Origin of the sequence: Amycolatopsis sp. NPDC049253, from assembly GCF_040678995.1 — a bacterium.
GTDB lineage: Bacteria > Actinomycetota > Actinomycetes > Mycobacteriales > Pseudonocardiaceae > Amycolatopsis.
Window position 1 is genome coordinate 163,905 of the sequence record NZ_JBFAQX010000009.1, and the last position, 14,467, is coordinate 178,371.

A 14,467-nucleotide genomic window follows, 5' to 3' on the forward strand; every position below is an offset into this window, starting at 1 on the left:
CTCACGGATGGACGGTTTCGATGCGGCGGTGCAGGTTCGGATCACGCCGGAGCGTCAGGATGGTGATGATCCCGATCAGGCAGGTCGCGAACACGAACCACGCCGGCGACAGGAGGTTGCCGGTGATCCGGACCAGCCAGGTCGCGACGTAGGGCGCCGAGCCACCGGCCACGACGACGGAGATGTTGGTCGCCAAGGCCATACCCGTGTAGCGGACGGACGCGTCGAACAGCAGCGGCGAGAGCGTGTACGAAGCGACCTGGAGGAAGGCGATGGGCACCATCAGCATCAGGTAGCCCACGACGACGAGGCCGAAGCTGCCCAGCCCCATCAGCACCAGCGCCGGGAAGACGAGGACCGCGTAGCCGGCGATGCCGATCACGGCCACCGGCAACGCGCCGATCCGGTCGGTCAGCCGCCCGGTGAACGGCATGAGGGCCACGGCGAAGACGGTGACAGCGGTGGTCAGCCAGTACACCGGCTGCTTGCCGTAGTGGAGGTTGTTGACCAGGTAGATGGTGATGTACGTCAGGCTGATGTACGCCCCGCCCTGCACGGCGATGCCGATGCCGATGCCCTTGAGCAGCGCCCGCGGATACTTGCGGATGACCTGGAGGATCGGCACCCCGGCGTGCTTGTGCGCACCCGCCACCGGCTCCTCGACCGGCACCGAGCGCCGGGCCAGGAAACACACGATGGTCAGCGGAAGTCCGAGCAGGAACGGAATTCGCCAGCCCCACGTGGACATCTGCTGGTCGCCGACCGCGAAGGCGACGAGGCCGGCCACCGCCGAGGCCACCGCGAACCCGGCGTTGGTCCCCATCGGCGTGAAGGCCGACCACTTGCCCTTGCGGCCCGCCGGAGCGGCTTCGGAGATGATCGTGGCCGCTCCGCCGACCTCGCCGCCGGCGAAGAACCCCTGAGCGCACCGGACCAGCACGAGCAGCAAGGGTGCCGCGACCCCGGCGGCCGCGAACGTGGGCAGCAGCCCGACCGCGGTGTTGGCCAGTCCGATGCCGACCACGGTCACGAGCAGGGCGGTGCGCCGGCCGAACCGGTCGCCGATGTGGCCGAACGCGATGCCGCCGAGCGGCCGGATGACGTAAGCCAGGGCGAACACGGCGAGCGTCGACAGCAGTGCCGCCGTCGGATCGCTGCCGGGGAAGAAGATCGGCGCGATCACCACCGCGAGGTAGCCGTAGAGCGCGAAGTCGTAGTACTCGATCAAGGTTCCGATACCGCCCGCGAGGGCGACTCGGCGTACGGAGGACGTTCTGTCCTCGACACGAGCAGGTGCGGTGCTGGACAACGTTGTCCCTCTCTATCGGGAAACAGCTCGGCTCTGCCTGGTCACAACATGACTCCGCCCCCGTTGGGGGACAGGGTCTGCCCGGTGAAGAACGACGCCTCCTCCGAGAGGAGGTACGCGATGGCACTGCTGACCTCGCCCGGTTCGCCGAACCGGCGCATGACCTGGCGCGAGGTCTTCTGTTCCACCCAGCCCGGGACGTCGGCGAAGGCCGCGGTCATGGGGGTGTTGATCGGGCCCGGCGCCACGGTGTTGACGCGGATCGCCGGCCCGAGATCCCGCGCGAGCGCCCGGGCGAACCCGAGCAGCCCCGCCTTGGACGCGCTGTAGGCGACCGCGTTCGGGCCGCCGGAATAGGCCAGCTGCGAGGTGAGCAGCACGATCGCCGCCGAGGGAGAGCGGTCGAGCAGCGGCAGCGCACCGGCGACGGTGCGGTACGCGCCGTCGAGGTTGACGCTGAGGGTGCGCCGCCACCCGTCCTCGCCCAGCTCCCGGAACGGGACGTCCTCCAGCACGCCCGCGGCCACGACGAGCCCGTCCAGCCGGTCGGTGACCTCGCCGACGCTTGCGAACAGGTCCGTCACCGAGCGCGTGTCGGTGACGTCGACGCCGAACGAAGCGACGGCGGGAGAGGCCTCGTCGGCGGCTTCGCCGGCCGCGATCGCCGCGATGACACGGTGGCCCCGGCGGGCGAGATCGGCGACGACACAGCGGCCGATGCCGCCCGAGGCCCCGGTCACCAGAACCGCCGGCTGGTCGCTCACCACTGCCGGTCCTGCCCCGCCACGTGGTTCCGGTTCTCCGAACCCACGACACCCGCGTCCTGAAGCTCGCCGATCAGCTCGGCCGAATATCCGAGCTCCCGCAACAGCGCCTCGTTGTCCTGGCCGACCGGCGGCGGTGCTTTCCGCAGCGTCCCCGGCGTCTCCGAGAGCCGCACGGGCATGCCGACCAGCTGGATCTCCCCGACGTCGGGGTGCTCGGTCCGCAGGACCATGCCGTTGTGCAGGATCTGCGGATCGGTGAACACCTCGTCGTACTCGTTCACCGGCGCGGCGAGGACGTCTTGCTCGGCCAGCCTCGCCAAGGCCTCGTCACGGGTGAGCCGCGCGAACGCGGTCTCCAGGATCCCGACGGTCTCCGCGGTGTGGGCGAGCAGGCCGTCCTGGGTCTGGAAGCGGGGATCGTGACCGATGCTGTCGGGCAGCTCCAGCGCCTTGCAGACCCGCTGCCACGGCGTGTCGACGAAGAGCTCGCCGACGAGCACGAGCTGCCGGCCGTCCGCGGTCTGGTAGGTCGCGTAGAGCGCGCTCGTGTTGGCGTGGGCGATGCCGTGCTCCGGTCGCGGATACGCCCGGCCGGTGTTGAGGTGCGTCGTGCCCTCCTGCAGGTGCAGCGCGACCGCGGAGCTGAGCAGGTTCGCGTCGACGAGCTGCCCGCGCCCGGTCCGCTCGCGAGCCGCCAGCGCCGCCATCATGCCCTGCGCGAAGTGCATCGCCGCGACGTAATCGACGGCGTAGGTGCCCAGTGCCACGGGCCCGGACTGCGTGTTGCCGGTGAGGGCCATCAAGCCGCCGAGGGCCTGGGCCACGAGATCTTGACCACGACGGTCGCGGTAGGGCCCGTCCTGGCCGAAGCCGGAGGCGTACGCCGAGATGATCCGGGGGAAGCGCGCGGAGAGCTGCTCGTGCCCCAGGCCGAGCCGCTCCATGACGCCGGGCCGGAAGTTGCTGGCGACGATGTCCACCGTCGGCAGGATCCGGTCGAGGATCTCGCGCGAACGCGGATCCTTGAGATTGAGCGACAGGCTCAGCTTGTTGCGGTTGTTCGCCGCCCAGTGCGGGCTCATGCCGCGCACCCGCGGGTGGTGGTCGCGGCCGATCTCGCCGACGTCGATCCGCTCCACTTTGATCACTTCGGCGCCGAAGTCGGCCAGTACCTGCGTGCCCGAAGGCCCCTGCTCCAGCTGCGTGAAGTCCAGGACGCGCACGCCGGCGTAGGCGGCCGGATTGGTGGTCGCGCTGCTCATTCCTCGCTCTTCCCGTTGCTCGTGGACATGAACAGGACCTTGCGGCCCCGCTGGACGAGCACGTCGTCCTGGTTGAGAACCTCGACCTGAAAGGCCAGAATCCCCTTTCCCGGGCGGCTGCGGCTCTCTCGCTTTTCGACGACCGAGAAATTCACTTTGATCGTGTCGCCGAAAAACACCGGAGCGACGAATTTCCAGTCCGATATCCCGGCGAAAGCGTCGACGGATCCGCGCAGCAGGCCGTCGCCGAGCATCAGGCCGTGGGCGCACGAGAGGACGAGCAGACCGTGGGCGATCTGCCGCCCGAAGGCGCCTTGAGCTGCGACGACGGCACTCGTGTGGTGCTCGGCGTGGTCACCGGTCAAGCCGGCGAACGTCCCGACGTCTCCGGCGGTAATGGTCCTGGTCGGACTCGAAAACGTGGTTCCGTTCTCGATTTCGTCCCACGTCAGACTGAGCGTTGTCCGCAACTGTTCCACCTTTGACTGGGATGCGTTGCGAACAAGCTATTTGCCGGACATCGCTCCTTCAAGACCTGCCGGACGAGGCGTCGATGCGCTTTGCGCAAGGACGGTTCCACCTGGCGCAAAGCGCCTCAGCGGGGCTGAACACCCGCCGGGAGCCGAGCGTCCTGCCGCAGCGCCGTCCGGACGGCCGCCACGAACACCGTCGCCGCCGGCGACAGGCTGTGTTCGGCGAGGTGGACGATGCCGAGCGTCCGCTCGGCGACGGGCTCGGTCAGCGCGACGGCGACCAGGTCATGGAGCCCGTACCCGGCCAGCTCCAGCGCCGGTAGGACCGAAACCCCGATCCCGCTGCGGACCAGGCCCCCGACGGTGGCCACAGTGGACGCCTCCGCCGCGAGCTCACCCTCGGCACCCGTCACCGCGGCCCTGGTGACGTCCACGATCGACCGGATGCTGGTCCCCCGGCGCGTGGTGATCAGCGGCTGGTCGAACAGCTCCTGCCACGTCACCGAGTCGCGCTGCCCCCACGGCGACGGAGCCGCCGACACCGCCACCAGGCGCTCGCGCAGCAGCGGGATCTCGGTCAGGTCCTCGTCGTCACCCGTGCAGGCGGTCAACGCCACCTCGGCCTTGCCCTGGCGCAGGTGGGCGAGGACCTCGTCGGCCGGGCCGTCCCACGTGCTCAGCCGGAGCCCGGGGTGGCGAGCCTGCAGGTCGGGCAGCACCAGCGGCAGCACCACCGCCGCCACCGACGGCAGCATCGACAACCCCAGCACTCCCCATTCGACCCGCAGGAACGCGTCGACCGTCGACATCCGGCTGGTGTGCACCTCGAGCACCGTGTCGATCGCCTCGAGCAGCCGTAACCCCGCCGGCGTCGGGACGACGGTACGTGACGTGCGATCGAGCAGTTGAGCCCCGACGATCCGCTCGGCTTCCTTGATGAGGCGGGTGAGAGAGGACTGGGACACGAACAGATGCCGCGCAGCCGTCGTGAAACCGCCACACCGGGCGACCTCGCGGATGGCCCGCATGTGCCACAACGTGAGCTCGGCGGCCGACATCCGGTCAGTCTAAGCGGGCCGGGGCGGCCGGGCCCGGGGTCGAGCCGAGGGCCGTCGTGGCCGGAGCGCGACGCCCGAAACCCGTAGGCTGACCCGGTGCAGAACACGATTACCCCCGAGCTGCGCGACGCCGCCCACCGGTGGATCGCCGAAGACCCCGACCCGTCGACGCGCGAAGAGCTGCAGTCGGTGCTCGACCGCGCCCTCGCCGGTGACGCCACCGCGGCCGACGAGGTCGCCGACCGGATGGCGGGACCGCTCGAGTTCGGCACGGCCGGGCTGCGCGGGCCGGTGCGAGCGGGACCGAACGGGATGAACGTCGCCGTCGTCACCCGGACCACCGCGGGCGTGGCGCAGTGGCTCACGGGCAAGGGCCTCGCGGGCGGCGTGGTCGTGGTCGGGCGCGACGCGCGGCACGGATCGGAAGCCTTCGCGCAGGCGGCCGCCGAGGTCCTCACCGCGGCGGGCTTCGCCGTGAAGACGATGCCGCTGCCGCTGCCGACACCCCTGCTCGCGTACTCGGTGAAGCACTACGGCGCGATCGCCGGGATCCAGATCACCGCGTCGCACAACCCGCCCGCGGACAACGGGTACAAGCTCTACGACAGCACCGGCGGCCAGATCGTGCCGCCGTCCGACGGCGAGATCGAGCACGCGATCCAGGCCGCGCCCGCCGCGGTCGACGTGCCGCGCGCGCCCGGCGCCGAGGTCGTCGACCCGCGCGCCGCGTACCTAGCCGACGTCGCGAACCTGCCCCAGAGCCCGGAGCGCGAGCTGCGGATCGCCGCCACCGCGCTGCACGGCGTCGGCGCGGCGACGCTGGAAACGGCGCTCACGCAGGCCGGGTTCACCGACGTGCACTTCGTCGCCGAGCAGTCGCGGCCCGACGCCGACTTCCCCACCGTCTCGTTCCCCAACCCCGAGGAGCCCGGCGCCACCGACCTGCTGCTGGCGCTCGCGTCCGAAGTGGACGCCGACCTCGCCGTGGCGCTCGACCCGGACGCCGACCGCTGTGCCCTCGGCGTGCGCGGCCGCGACGGCGAGTGGCGCATGCTGCGCGGCGACGAAACGGGCGTACTGCTCGGCTCGCACCTGCTGTCCACAACGGACAATCCCGACCCGCTCGTGGCCACCACCATCGTGTCGTCCTCGCTGCTCGGCGAGCTGGCGAAGGCCGCGGGCGCGCGCTACGCCGAGACGCTCACGGGCTTCAAGTGGCTGGTGCGCGCGGGCGAAGGCCTGATCTTCGCGTACGAGGAGGCGCTCGGCCTCTGCGTGAACCCGGGTTTCGTGCGGGACAAGGACGGCATCGCCGCGTCCGTGTTCGCCGCCGGGTTCGCCGCGGCACTCAAAGCCGAGGGCCGGACACCGCTCGACGTGCTCGACGACATCGCCACCCGCCACGGCGTGCACCTGACGGACCAGGTTTCCTTGCGCGTCACCGACCTCGCCGTGCGCGGCAAGCTGATGGCGGGCCTGCGCGCCGAACCGCCGGTGACACTCGGCGGCACTCCTGTCACGCAGGAAGACCTCCTGCCCGACGCCGACGTGCTGCGGCTGCGCGGCGACGGCCTGCGCGTGGTGATCCGCCCGTCGGGAACCGAGCCGAAGCTGAAGGCCTACCTGCAGGTGGTCACGCCGGTGACCGGCGACCTGGCAGCGGCGCGCGAAACCGCGACCGCGCGGCTCAGCGCGGTGCGGGAGGACATAAGCACACTGCTGAGCTGATCGGGACCGGGATCCCGGGTTCGACGTCGCGGCCGAGCAGGCTCGGTCCGAGCAGGCCGACGACGTCGACCAGCAGCAACACCACGAACGCCGCGATGTACTCCCGCCGCCGCAAGACGATGGCGACGAGCAGGCCGACCACCGCGGGCACCATCCACGGCCACAGCCGGTCCACCTCACTGGTCCAGCCGCCGGGCGCGAAGATCGCGTCGGCGAACGCGGCGAAGACCAGCGACAGCGTGCTGACGAGCCCGGCCAAGCCGAGCAGTACGAGTGCGGCCACGGCAAGACGGGGCCGCAGTCTCTCCCCCATCACCGGACCCAGCCTGCCCGCGCGTGAGCACGGGCACAAGTGGCAGGCTGCGCTCATGGCCACGCTGTTGTTCGTGCACCACACCCCGTCGCCGTCGATGCAGGCGATGTTCGAAGCCGTGCTCGCCGGTGCGAAGCACCCGGACATCGAAGGCGTCGACGTCGTCCGCCGCCCCGCACTCGGCGCGACCGCCGCCGACGTGCTGGCCGCCGACGGTTACCTGCTCGGCACACCCGCGAATCTCGGCAGCATGAGCGGCGCCCTCAAGCACTTCTTCGACACCGTCTACTACCCGTGCCTCGACTCGACGCGGGGCCGCCCGTTCGGCGCGTATGTCCACGGGAACAACGACACGGCCGGCACCGCACGCCAGCTCGCGTCGATCACGACGGGGCTGGGCTGGACTCAGGTCGCGGACCTCGTCCTGCTCACGGGCGAACCCGACAAAGCGGCACTGGAAGCGTTGCAGGAGCTGGGCGCGACGGTGGCCGCGACACTCATGGACTGACCGGCCGCTCATCGGCTGGCCCCGACACGACAGACCCCGGAAAAGGCAGACCCCGGAAAAGTAAGGGGCCTGTCACCGGAAGCCCTGGGGGTCGACCTCCGGCAACAGGCCAGATCAAGGGTTCGCTACGAGGCGATCAACCTTGACCACGCAAGCGTACTACAAATGGCTGATCACGGCGAGCCAGGCGCAGGACAAGATCCCGCTCCGGGTTCCGAACACCCCCAGAGTGCGGACGTGTCCGAAGCGGGACGCGGCCACTGTAAACCACTGCATACAGGTGGTGTCAACAGGTGCGTACAGTGGACACGGCGCTAGTATCCGGACAACGGAGAAGGGGGCGGTGATGCCACGGCAACGCACCTTCGCGGAGAAGCTGAGCTCGCTCATCGACTCGTCCCGGGCCGACGGCCGCGCACCGCACAGCTACCGGGAGATGTCGGCGGCGATCGAGCGCGCGGGTGGGCCCGCGATGTCGCCGGCGTACCTGCAGCAGCTGGCCACCGGCAAGCGGATCAACCCGAAGATCCACTACGTCGAGGCGTTGGCGAAGCTGTTCGGGGTGCCGGTCACGTACTTCTTCGACGACGAGGACGAGCGCACCGCCGGTGACGCGCCGGCCGTCGAGGCCAAGCTGATGGCCATGCGCGCGCAGGAGCTCTCGCCGCAGGGCCGCCGTCAGGTCATGGACCTGCTCGATCTCGTCGAGCGCTACGAGCGTGCCGAACGGGAAGGCCACAGCGGACCGTGAAGGAACGCGAACTGCGCAAACGCTGCCGGCGACTGCTGAAGGACCTCGACATCAGCCCGCCGCTCGACGTCGGCCAGCTCTGCGAACGCCTCGGCGAGCGCCGCGGCCGCCCGATCCGGCTCATGGCCTACCCGCTCGAGGTGCCCGGCCCGTTCGGCTGCTGGATCGCGACCGCCGTGGCCGACTACGTCTTCTTCCAGCAGGAAACCACAAAAGCCCACCAGGACCACATCATCCTGCACGAGCTCGGCCACCTGCTCGCCGACCACGAACCCGGCGGCGACGCGGAACCGGCCGACTTCCTGCGGGGCCCGGCCGTGGAGAGCCTCGACGGCGACGCCGTGCGCCGCGCGTTGCGGCGCACCTCCTACGACGAGGCCCACGAGTGGGAGGCCGAGACAGTCGCCACGATCATCCTCGAGTGGGCGTCGGTGCTGAACTACACGATCCCGCGCGCCGCGGCCGACCACGGCCTGCGGCGCATCCAAGGCACGTTGGGCGACCACCAGGGCTGGCTGTGACCGCCGCGTTCTTCGTCCTCTTCACCGCCGCGCTCGCCTGGCGCAGCTACCAGCTGGTGCGCTCGCCGCGGCTGCCGAACTGGGCCGTCACGGTCACCATCGCCGCGTTCGCACTGGCGTTCCTCGTGCAGCAACGCGCGGTCACCGCGTGGTTCGACGGCCTGACCGCGCCGGGCGGCGCGCGGCTGGCGAACAACGTGCTGCTCTCCTGCGGCGTGTGCGCACTGCTGATCTTCTTCCTCGGCTCCGCGCTCGGGCCGCGGCAGGCGCGCCGCGTTGCCCTGGAGCTCGTGCCGCCGGCCGTCGCGATCGCCGTGATGACGTTCGCGCTGGCGATCACGCCGGTGCCGCTGCGGGGCGCCGCACTCGGGCCGGACACGGTGCACGAGCCCGGGATCGCATTGTTCTTCTTCGGTGGCGGGGCGTACCTGATCTACGCGATCACGGCGTGCGTGGTGTGGATCGTGCGCTACCAGCGCGTGGCCGACCCGCACCTGCGCACGGGCCTGCGTATCGGTGCGGCGAGCCTCGTCGCGGCGGCCGTCGGCAGCGTGTTCCGGGCACTGTACCTGGTGGTGGCGTGGGTGTTCGACGTGACCGTGCCGGCATTGCTGTGGCTCGGCGTGCCACTGGTGATCCTGGGCAGCGTGCTGTTCCTCGCGGGCATCACCTACCCCGGCGTGCGAGCACGGATCGCCGCCGTGGTCCGGCGGCGCCGGCACCGGGCCGACCACCACCGGCTCGCTCCACTGTGGACGCTGCTGGTGACCGCGTACCCGAGCATCGTGCTGCGCACCCCGTCGGGCAACGGCCTGCGCGACCGGTTCGCCGTGCACCGCCGCTACTACCGGCGCGTGATCGAGATCCGCGACGGCCTGGTGCAGCTGAGCCCGTACCTGGAGACGGACCTGGCCGCGCTCGCGGCCGACGATCCCTCCGCCGCGGCTGCCGCGCTGCGGGCCGCGCTGGCCCGGCAGGCGTCGGGTGCGGTGAGCGACGGGCGGGCCAAGCTCGTGCTGCCGGCCGGCGGCACGGACCTGGAATCGGACGTGCGGCCGCTGCTGTCGCTGTCGGTTTCGTTGGCGGGAAAGGAAAGCTGAACGTTGGACACCCTCATCACGGCCGCCCGGGTGCTGCCCCGGCCCTCGACCCCGATCGACGGCGGCGCCGTGCTCGTGCGCGACGGCGAGATCGTCGCGGTCGGCCGGCCGGACGACGTGGCGGCGGCGGCCGTCGACCCCGTGGTGCGCGACTTCCCGGACGCGACCGTGCTGGCGGGGCTGTTCAACTCCCACGTGCACCTGTGTTTCGACGCCACGCGAGAGATGCTGCCGAACTTCCTGGCCGCCGACGACGCCGATGTCTCGGCCGGTGCGGAGGAACGGCTCGGACAGCTGCTGCGCAGCGGCGTCACGACCGTGCGCGACCTCGGCGGCCGCACCGTGGTGAAGCCGGCAGGCGGACCGCGGGTGCTCGCGGCCGGGCCGCCGCTGACCGTCCCGGATGGACACTGCCACTTCTTCGGCGGCGTGGTCTCCTCCGACGCCGAGATCCGCGCGCGGATCGACGCCAACGCGGCCGCGGGCGCCGACGTGATCAAGGTGATGGCGGGCGGCGGCCAGATCACGCCGGGCGGCGCCCAGATGTGGGAATCGCAGTTCGACGCGCGGCAGCTCGGCGTGGTCGTCTCGCAGGCGGCGCGCCGCGGCCTGCCGGTCGCCGCGCACGCCCACGGCGCCGCCGCGATCGCCGACTGCGTGGAGGCCGGCGTCTCGACGATCGAGCACTGCACGTTCATGACCGGCCCGCAGCAGACCGACCTGCGTCCGGAGGTCGCGCGGCGCATGGCCAAGGGAGGCGTCGCGGCGTGCTCCACGAGCAGCCGCAACTGGCGGATGATGGTCGAGCGCATGGGCGAGGAGCTCGCGCGGCGCGTCTACGGGCGACTGCCGTGGCTGGAGGAACACGGCGTGCGCCTGCTCTCGGGCACCGACGCGGGCCTGCCGGGCTCCACGTTCGACGACCCCGTGGGTGCTCTCGAACTGTACGAATGGCTGGGCTTCTCGCGGCGGCGGATCCTCGAGATCGCCACCGAGGACAGCGCGGCGGGCCTCGGGCTGGGCTCGGTCACGGGACGGCTGGAGCCCGGGCTGGCGGCCGACCTGCTGGTGGTCGACGGTGACCCGCTGGCCGAGCTGTCGGCGCTGGGCAAGCCGCTGCTGGTCATGGCGCGGGGCGTCGCGGCCGCCTGAGCTGCTCGTTCACTGAAGTACTGAGCAGGGTCCGGTCTTGACCTTGATCACGCTCCCTTTCGATACACGGACGTATTGAGTACGCTGATGTATCGAAAGCGGGAGGCCTGATGATCGAACCGACGGCGGACCGCGTGCCGCGCCGTCGCGCGGAGACCCGCCGGCGCCTGCTCGAAGCCGCGCTCCCGGTGTTCGCCGAAGAGGGCTTCGGACGGTCCACAGTGGAGCAGATCTGCGAGCGCGCGGGCTACACACGCGGTGCGTTCTACTCGAACTTCGCCTCGCTCGACGAGCTGTTCCTGGCCATGTGGGAAGGGCGGTCGGCGGCGATGATCACGGCCGTGCGCGCGGCGTTCGACGCGTTCACGCCGGTCGAGCTGCCCGACGTGCGGGCGGTCGTCGAGCGCGTGCTGCCCGCGATCCCCGTGGACGACGCGTGGTTCCGCGTGAGCGCCGAGTTCACCGCCCACGCCCTGCGCAACCCGGGCCTGCGGCGCGTGATGACCGCTCGCGAGGAAGCGATCGCCGAGGCGCTGATGCCGCTGATGGTCGAGCTGCTCGCGCGGGCCGGCCGCTCGATTCCCGACCCCGTGGCGCTGGGCCAGGCGCTCGTCGCGACGCACGACGGCACGAGCGTGCAATGCCTGATGGCCCCCGACAACCCGCTCGTGTGGCAGCGGCGCCGTGACCTGTACGTGCAGGTGATCACGGCTTACACCGAGGAGACTTGAGTTGGACGCCTTCGAAGCGGACGCGATCGTGGTCGGCGCGGGTCTGGCCGGGCTCGTCGCGACCCACGAGCTGGTGAAGGCCGGGCGCCGTGTGCTCGTGCTGGACCAGGAGAACCGCGCGAACCTCGGCGGCCAGGCGTTCTGGTCGCTGGGCGGCCTGCTGTTCGTGAACAGCCCCGAGCAGCGCCGGCTGGGGATCAAGGACTCCTACGAGCTGGCGTTGCGCGACTGGCTCGACTCGGCCGGCTTCGACCGTGCGGACGAGGACCGGTGGGCGCGCAAGTGGGCCGAGGCGTACGTCCGCTTCGCCACGTACGAGAAGCGCGACTACCTGCACGAGCTGGGCCTGCGCGTGACACCGCTGGTCGGCTGGGCCGAGCGCGGCAGTGGCAAGGCCGGCGGGCACGGCAACTCCGTGCCGCGGTTCCACCTGACGTGGGGCACCGGGCCCGAGGTGGTGCGGGTGTTCGCCGAGCCGGTGCTGGCGGCGGAGCAGCGCGGTCAGGTGCGCTTCGCGTTCCGGCACCAGGTCGACGAGCTGGTGGAGACCGACGGCGTGATCACGGGCGTGCGCGGGACCGTGCTGGAGCCGAGCGATCTGCCGCGGGGCAAGAAGTCCTCGCGCGTGGCAGCCGGTGAGTTCGAGCTGTCCGCGCCGGCCGTGCTGGTGAGCTCCGGCGGCATCGGCCACAACCACGAGCTGGTGCGGCGGAACTGGCCCGTCGACCGGCTGGGTCCGGCGCCGCGGACGATGATCCCCGGCGTTCCGGCCCATGTGGACGGTCGCATGATCGGCATCAGCGAGGCGGCGGGCGCGCGCGTGGTGAACCGCGACCGGATGTGGCACTACGTGGAGGGCATCCACAACTGGGACCCGATCTGGCCGGACCACGCGATCCGGATCATCCCCGGACCGTCGTCGATGTGGTTCGACGCCAACGGGGTGCGGCTGCCCGCGCCGAACTTCCCGGGGTTCGACACGCTGGGAACGCTGAAGGCCGTGCTGTCGACCGGGTACGACTACTCGTGGTTCGTGCTCACGCAGTCGATCCTCGAGAAGGAGTTCATGCTGTCGGGCTCCGAGCAGAACCCGGACATCACGAGGAAGGACCTGAAGCAGACGTTGCTCAGCCGCGCCGCGAAGGGCGCGCCGGGGCCGGTGGACGCGTTCAAGCGTCGCGGCGTCGACTTCGTGGTGGCTGACGACCTGGCGACGCTCGTCGACGGGATGAACAAGATCGCACGCGGGCCGGCGCTGGACGTCGCGACGCTGGAGCGTCAGATCGTGGCGCGGGACCTGGAGGTCGGGAACCGGTACTCGAAGGACCTGCAGCTGATGGCGGTGGCCAACGCGCGCAGGTTCGTCGGCGACCGTGTGGCGCGCGTGGCGAAGCCGCACCGGATCCTCGACCCGGCGCACGGGCCGCTGATCGCCGTGCGGCTGAACATCCTCACGCGCAAGACTTTGGGCGGCGTGCAGACCGACCTCGACTCGCGCGTGCTGCGGGCCGACGGTGCGCCGCTGCCCGGCCTGTACGCGGCGGGCGAGGTCGCGGGCTTCGGCGGCGGTGGCGTGCACGGCTACAACGCACTGGAGGGCACGTTCCTCGGCGGCTGCATCTTCTCCGGCCGCGCGGCCGGGCGCGCCATGGCCCGGGCGGTGGAGTGACGCGCCGCCCGACCGGCACGGTGCTGGACGTCGGCGGGACCGCCCTGCACCTGCGCGAGGACGGCCCCGCCGACGCGCCGGTGGTACTGCTGGTGCACGGCTTCAGCGGCTCGCTGCACTCCTACGACCGCCTGGCGCCCCTGCTGGCCGACCGCTTCCGCGTGCTGCGCCCCGACCTGCGCGGCCACGGCTGCACGGGCGGCCACACCGGCCTCGACGCCGTTTCCCAGGCCACGACCCTGGCCGGCGCGTTGAAGCTCGTGGGCGCGGAACGCATGACCGCCGTCGGGCACTCCTTCGGCGCCGACGTGGTGCTGGCGCTGGCATCGCTTTCGGGGGCGGTGACCCGGACCGTCCTCATCGGACAGGCGCCGGACTACCGCCACGCCACTTTCCCGCCGGGCAACGGTTTGCTCGCGGCACCGTTCATCGGGCGTTCGCTGCACCGTCTGGTTTCCCTGGCCCCGCTCGGTTTCGTGCTGCGCCCGACCCCGCTGCGCCAGGCCCACGCCGACTTCTCCGCCACCAGCCCGGCCATGGCCCAGGCCATCCTCACCGAACGGCGCCGCCTCCTGGCCACCCACCCGCTCGACGCGCAGGTCTCCGCGCTCGGCCTGCCCACCCTCGCCATCCTCGGCCGCCGCGACCGCCTCTACGACCACACCGGCAGCGCGACCCGCTACCGCGCCGCCGGTGCCGATGTCACGTTCCTCGACGCCGGCCACACCCCGTTCGCCGACCAGCCGGCCGAAGTCGCCTCGCTGGTCGCCTCCTTCTCCCGCCAGCCCTGACCCGGCCCCGCCGAGGGGGCGGGACCGCTGCGGCGGCTGCACGGGAGACACGGAACAGCCCCGCCGGGCTTTCGCCTGGCGGGGCTGTTTCGGTTTCGGTGGAAAGGAAGGGCCCGACGAGGTGAGCCGTGTCGCCCGGCGGGATTCCCTGCCGGCCGACCCGAGGCCGGACTCGCGGCAATGCTGTGCGCAGCAACCTCCACTGGCGGGACTTGCCTGCAGGCGAGGTGGCCGCACGCACCAGCGTGAGCGACGATCGACCCGGCTAGCGCGGGCCGCAGTCGGCCCGCCGAGGAAGCGGCCGCCGCTCATGCACGCGGGTGAGCAGCCCGCC

15 protein-coding genes are annotated in these 14,467 nt (G+C 71.4%); 9 read left to right on the plus strand and 6 right to left on the minus strand.

The window, feature by feature from the left end:
- Position 1: 1 nt before the first annotated feature.
- From AB0K15_RS22210 to AB0K15_RS22230, 5 genes are all read right to left on the minus strand, one after another.
- A complete protein-coding gene (locus AB0K15_RS22210) occupies positions 2-1,228 on the minus strand; it encodes an MFS transporter (protein ID WP_364053383.1) in 1,227 nt (408 codons plus the stop codon).
- Positions 1,229-1,350: 122 nt separating this feature from the next.
- Complete coding sequence (locus AB0K15_RS22215) at positions 1,351-2,073, minus strand: SDR family oxidoreductase (protein ID WP_364053387.1); 723 nt, start codon at positions 2,071-2,073, stop codon at positions 1,351-1,353.
- Positions 2,070-3,338, minus strand: a complete 1,269-nt coding sequence (locus AB0K15_RS22220; protein WP_364053390.1) for a CoA transferase — start codon at positions 3,336-3,338, stop codon at positions 2,070-2,072. The genes AB0K15_RS22215 and AB0K15_RS22220 overlap by 4 nt, the downstream gene beginning before the upstream one ends.
- On the minus strand, positions 3,335-3,808 hold the full coding sequence (locus tag AB0K15_RS22225) for a MaoC/PaaZ C-terminal domain-containing protein (RefSeq protein ID WP_364053393.1): 474 nt from the start codon (positions 3,806-3,808) through the stop codon (positions 3,335-3,337). Before AB0K15_RS22225 ends, AB0K15_RS22220 begins: the two co-directional genes overlap by 4 nt.
- A gap of 125 nt (positions 3,809-3,933) precedes the next feature.
- Positions 3,934-4,869: a LysR family transcriptional regulator gene (locus AB0K15_RS22230; protein ID WP_364053396.1), complete on the minus strand. Its 936-nt coding sequence runs from the start codon at positions 4,867-4,869 to the stop codon at positions 3,934-3,936.
- Positions 4,870-4,965: 96 nt separating this feature from the next.
- On the opposite strand from AB0K15_RS22230, the gene AB0K15_RS22235 reads away from it, so the two are divergent.
- Positions 4,966-6,597: a phospho-sugar mutase gene (locus AB0K15_RS22235; RefSeq protein WP_364053399.1), complete on the plus strand. Its 1,632-nt coding sequence runs from the start codon at positions 4,966-4,968 to the stop codon at positions 6,595-6,597.
- Here AB0K15_RS22235 and AB0K15_RS22240 read toward each other — a convergent pair.
- On the minus strand, positions 6,557-6,880 hold the full coding sequence (locus tag AB0K15_RS22240; RefSeq protein ID WP_364053402.1) for a hypothetical protein: 324 nt from the start codon (positions 6,878-6,880) through the stop codon (positions 6,557-6,559). The genes AB0K15_RS22235 and AB0K15_RS22240 overlap by 41 nt on opposite strands.
- 85 nt (positions 6,881-6,965) lie before the next feature.
- Here AB0K15_RS22240 and AB0K15_RS22245 point away from each other — a divergent pair, with 85 nt between their 5' ends.
- The 8 genes from AB0K15_RS22245 to AB0K15_RS22280 all read left to right on the plus strand — a co-directional run bounded on the left by AB0K15_RS22245 (position 6,966) and on the right by AB0K15_RS22280 (position 14,133).
- Positions 6,966-7,418 carry an NAD(P)H-dependent oxidoreductase gene (locus AB0K15_RS22245; protein ID WP_364053405.1) on the plus strand — a complete coding sequence of 151 codons (453 nt, stop codon included), beginning with the start codon at positions 6,966-6,968 and terminating at the stop codon, positions 7,416-7,418.
- Positions 7,419-7,764: 346 nt separating this feature from the next.
- Positions 7,765-8,169, plus strand: a complete 405-nt coding sequence (locus tag AB0K15_RS22250; RefSeq protein ID WP_364053408.1) for a helix-turn-helix transcriptional regulator — start codon at positions 7,765-7,767, stop codon at positions 8,167-8,169.
- Positions 8,166-8,690 (plus strand): hypothetical protein, encoded by a 525-nt coding sequence (locus AB0K15_RS22255; protein WP_364053411.1) that lies wholly within the window; start codon positions 8,166-8,168, stop codon positions 8,688-8,690. Before AB0K15_RS22250 ends, AB0K15_RS22255 begins: the two co-directional genes overlap by 4 nt.
- The gene (locus AB0K15_RS22260) at positions 8,687-9,790 is read left to right on the plus strand and encodes an MAB_1171c family putative transporter (RefSeq protein WP_364053414.1); all 1,104 of its coding nucleotides are present in this window, start codon (positions 8,687-8,689) and stop codon (positions 9,788-9,790) included. Before AB0K15_RS22255 ends, AB0K15_RS22260 begins: the two co-directional genes overlap by 4 nt.
- Before the next feature lie 3 nt (positions 9,791-9,793).
- On the plus strand, positions 9,794-10,942 hold the full coding sequence (locus tag AB0K15_RS22265) for an amidohydrolase family protein (RefSeq protein WP_364053417.1): 1,149 nt from the start codon (positions 9,794-9,796) through the stop codon (positions 10,940-10,942).
- 110 nt (positions 10,943-11,052) lie between these two features.
- On the plus strand, positions 11,053-11,673 hold the full coding sequence (locus AB0K15_RS22270; protein ID WP_364053420.1) for a TetR/AcrR family transcriptional regulator: 621 nt from the start codon (positions 11,053-11,055) through the stop codon (positions 11,671-11,673).
- A 1-nt stretch (position 11,674) separates the two neighbouring features.
- The gene (locus AB0K15_RS22275; RefSeq protein ID WP_364053423.1) at positions 11,675-13,342 is read left to right on the plus strand and encodes an FAD-binding dehydrogenase; all 1,668 of its coding nucleotides are present in this window, start codon (positions 11,675-11,677) and stop codon (positions 13,340-13,342) included.
- Entirely contained in the window at positions 13,339-14,133 is a 795-nt protein-coding gene (locus AB0K15_RS22280; RefSeq protein WP_364053426.1) for an alpha/beta hydrolase, read from the plus strand. The genes AB0K15_RS22275 and AB0K15_RS22280 overlap by 4 nt, the downstream gene beginning before the upstream one ends.
- Positions 14,134-14,467: the final 334 nt, after the last annotated feature.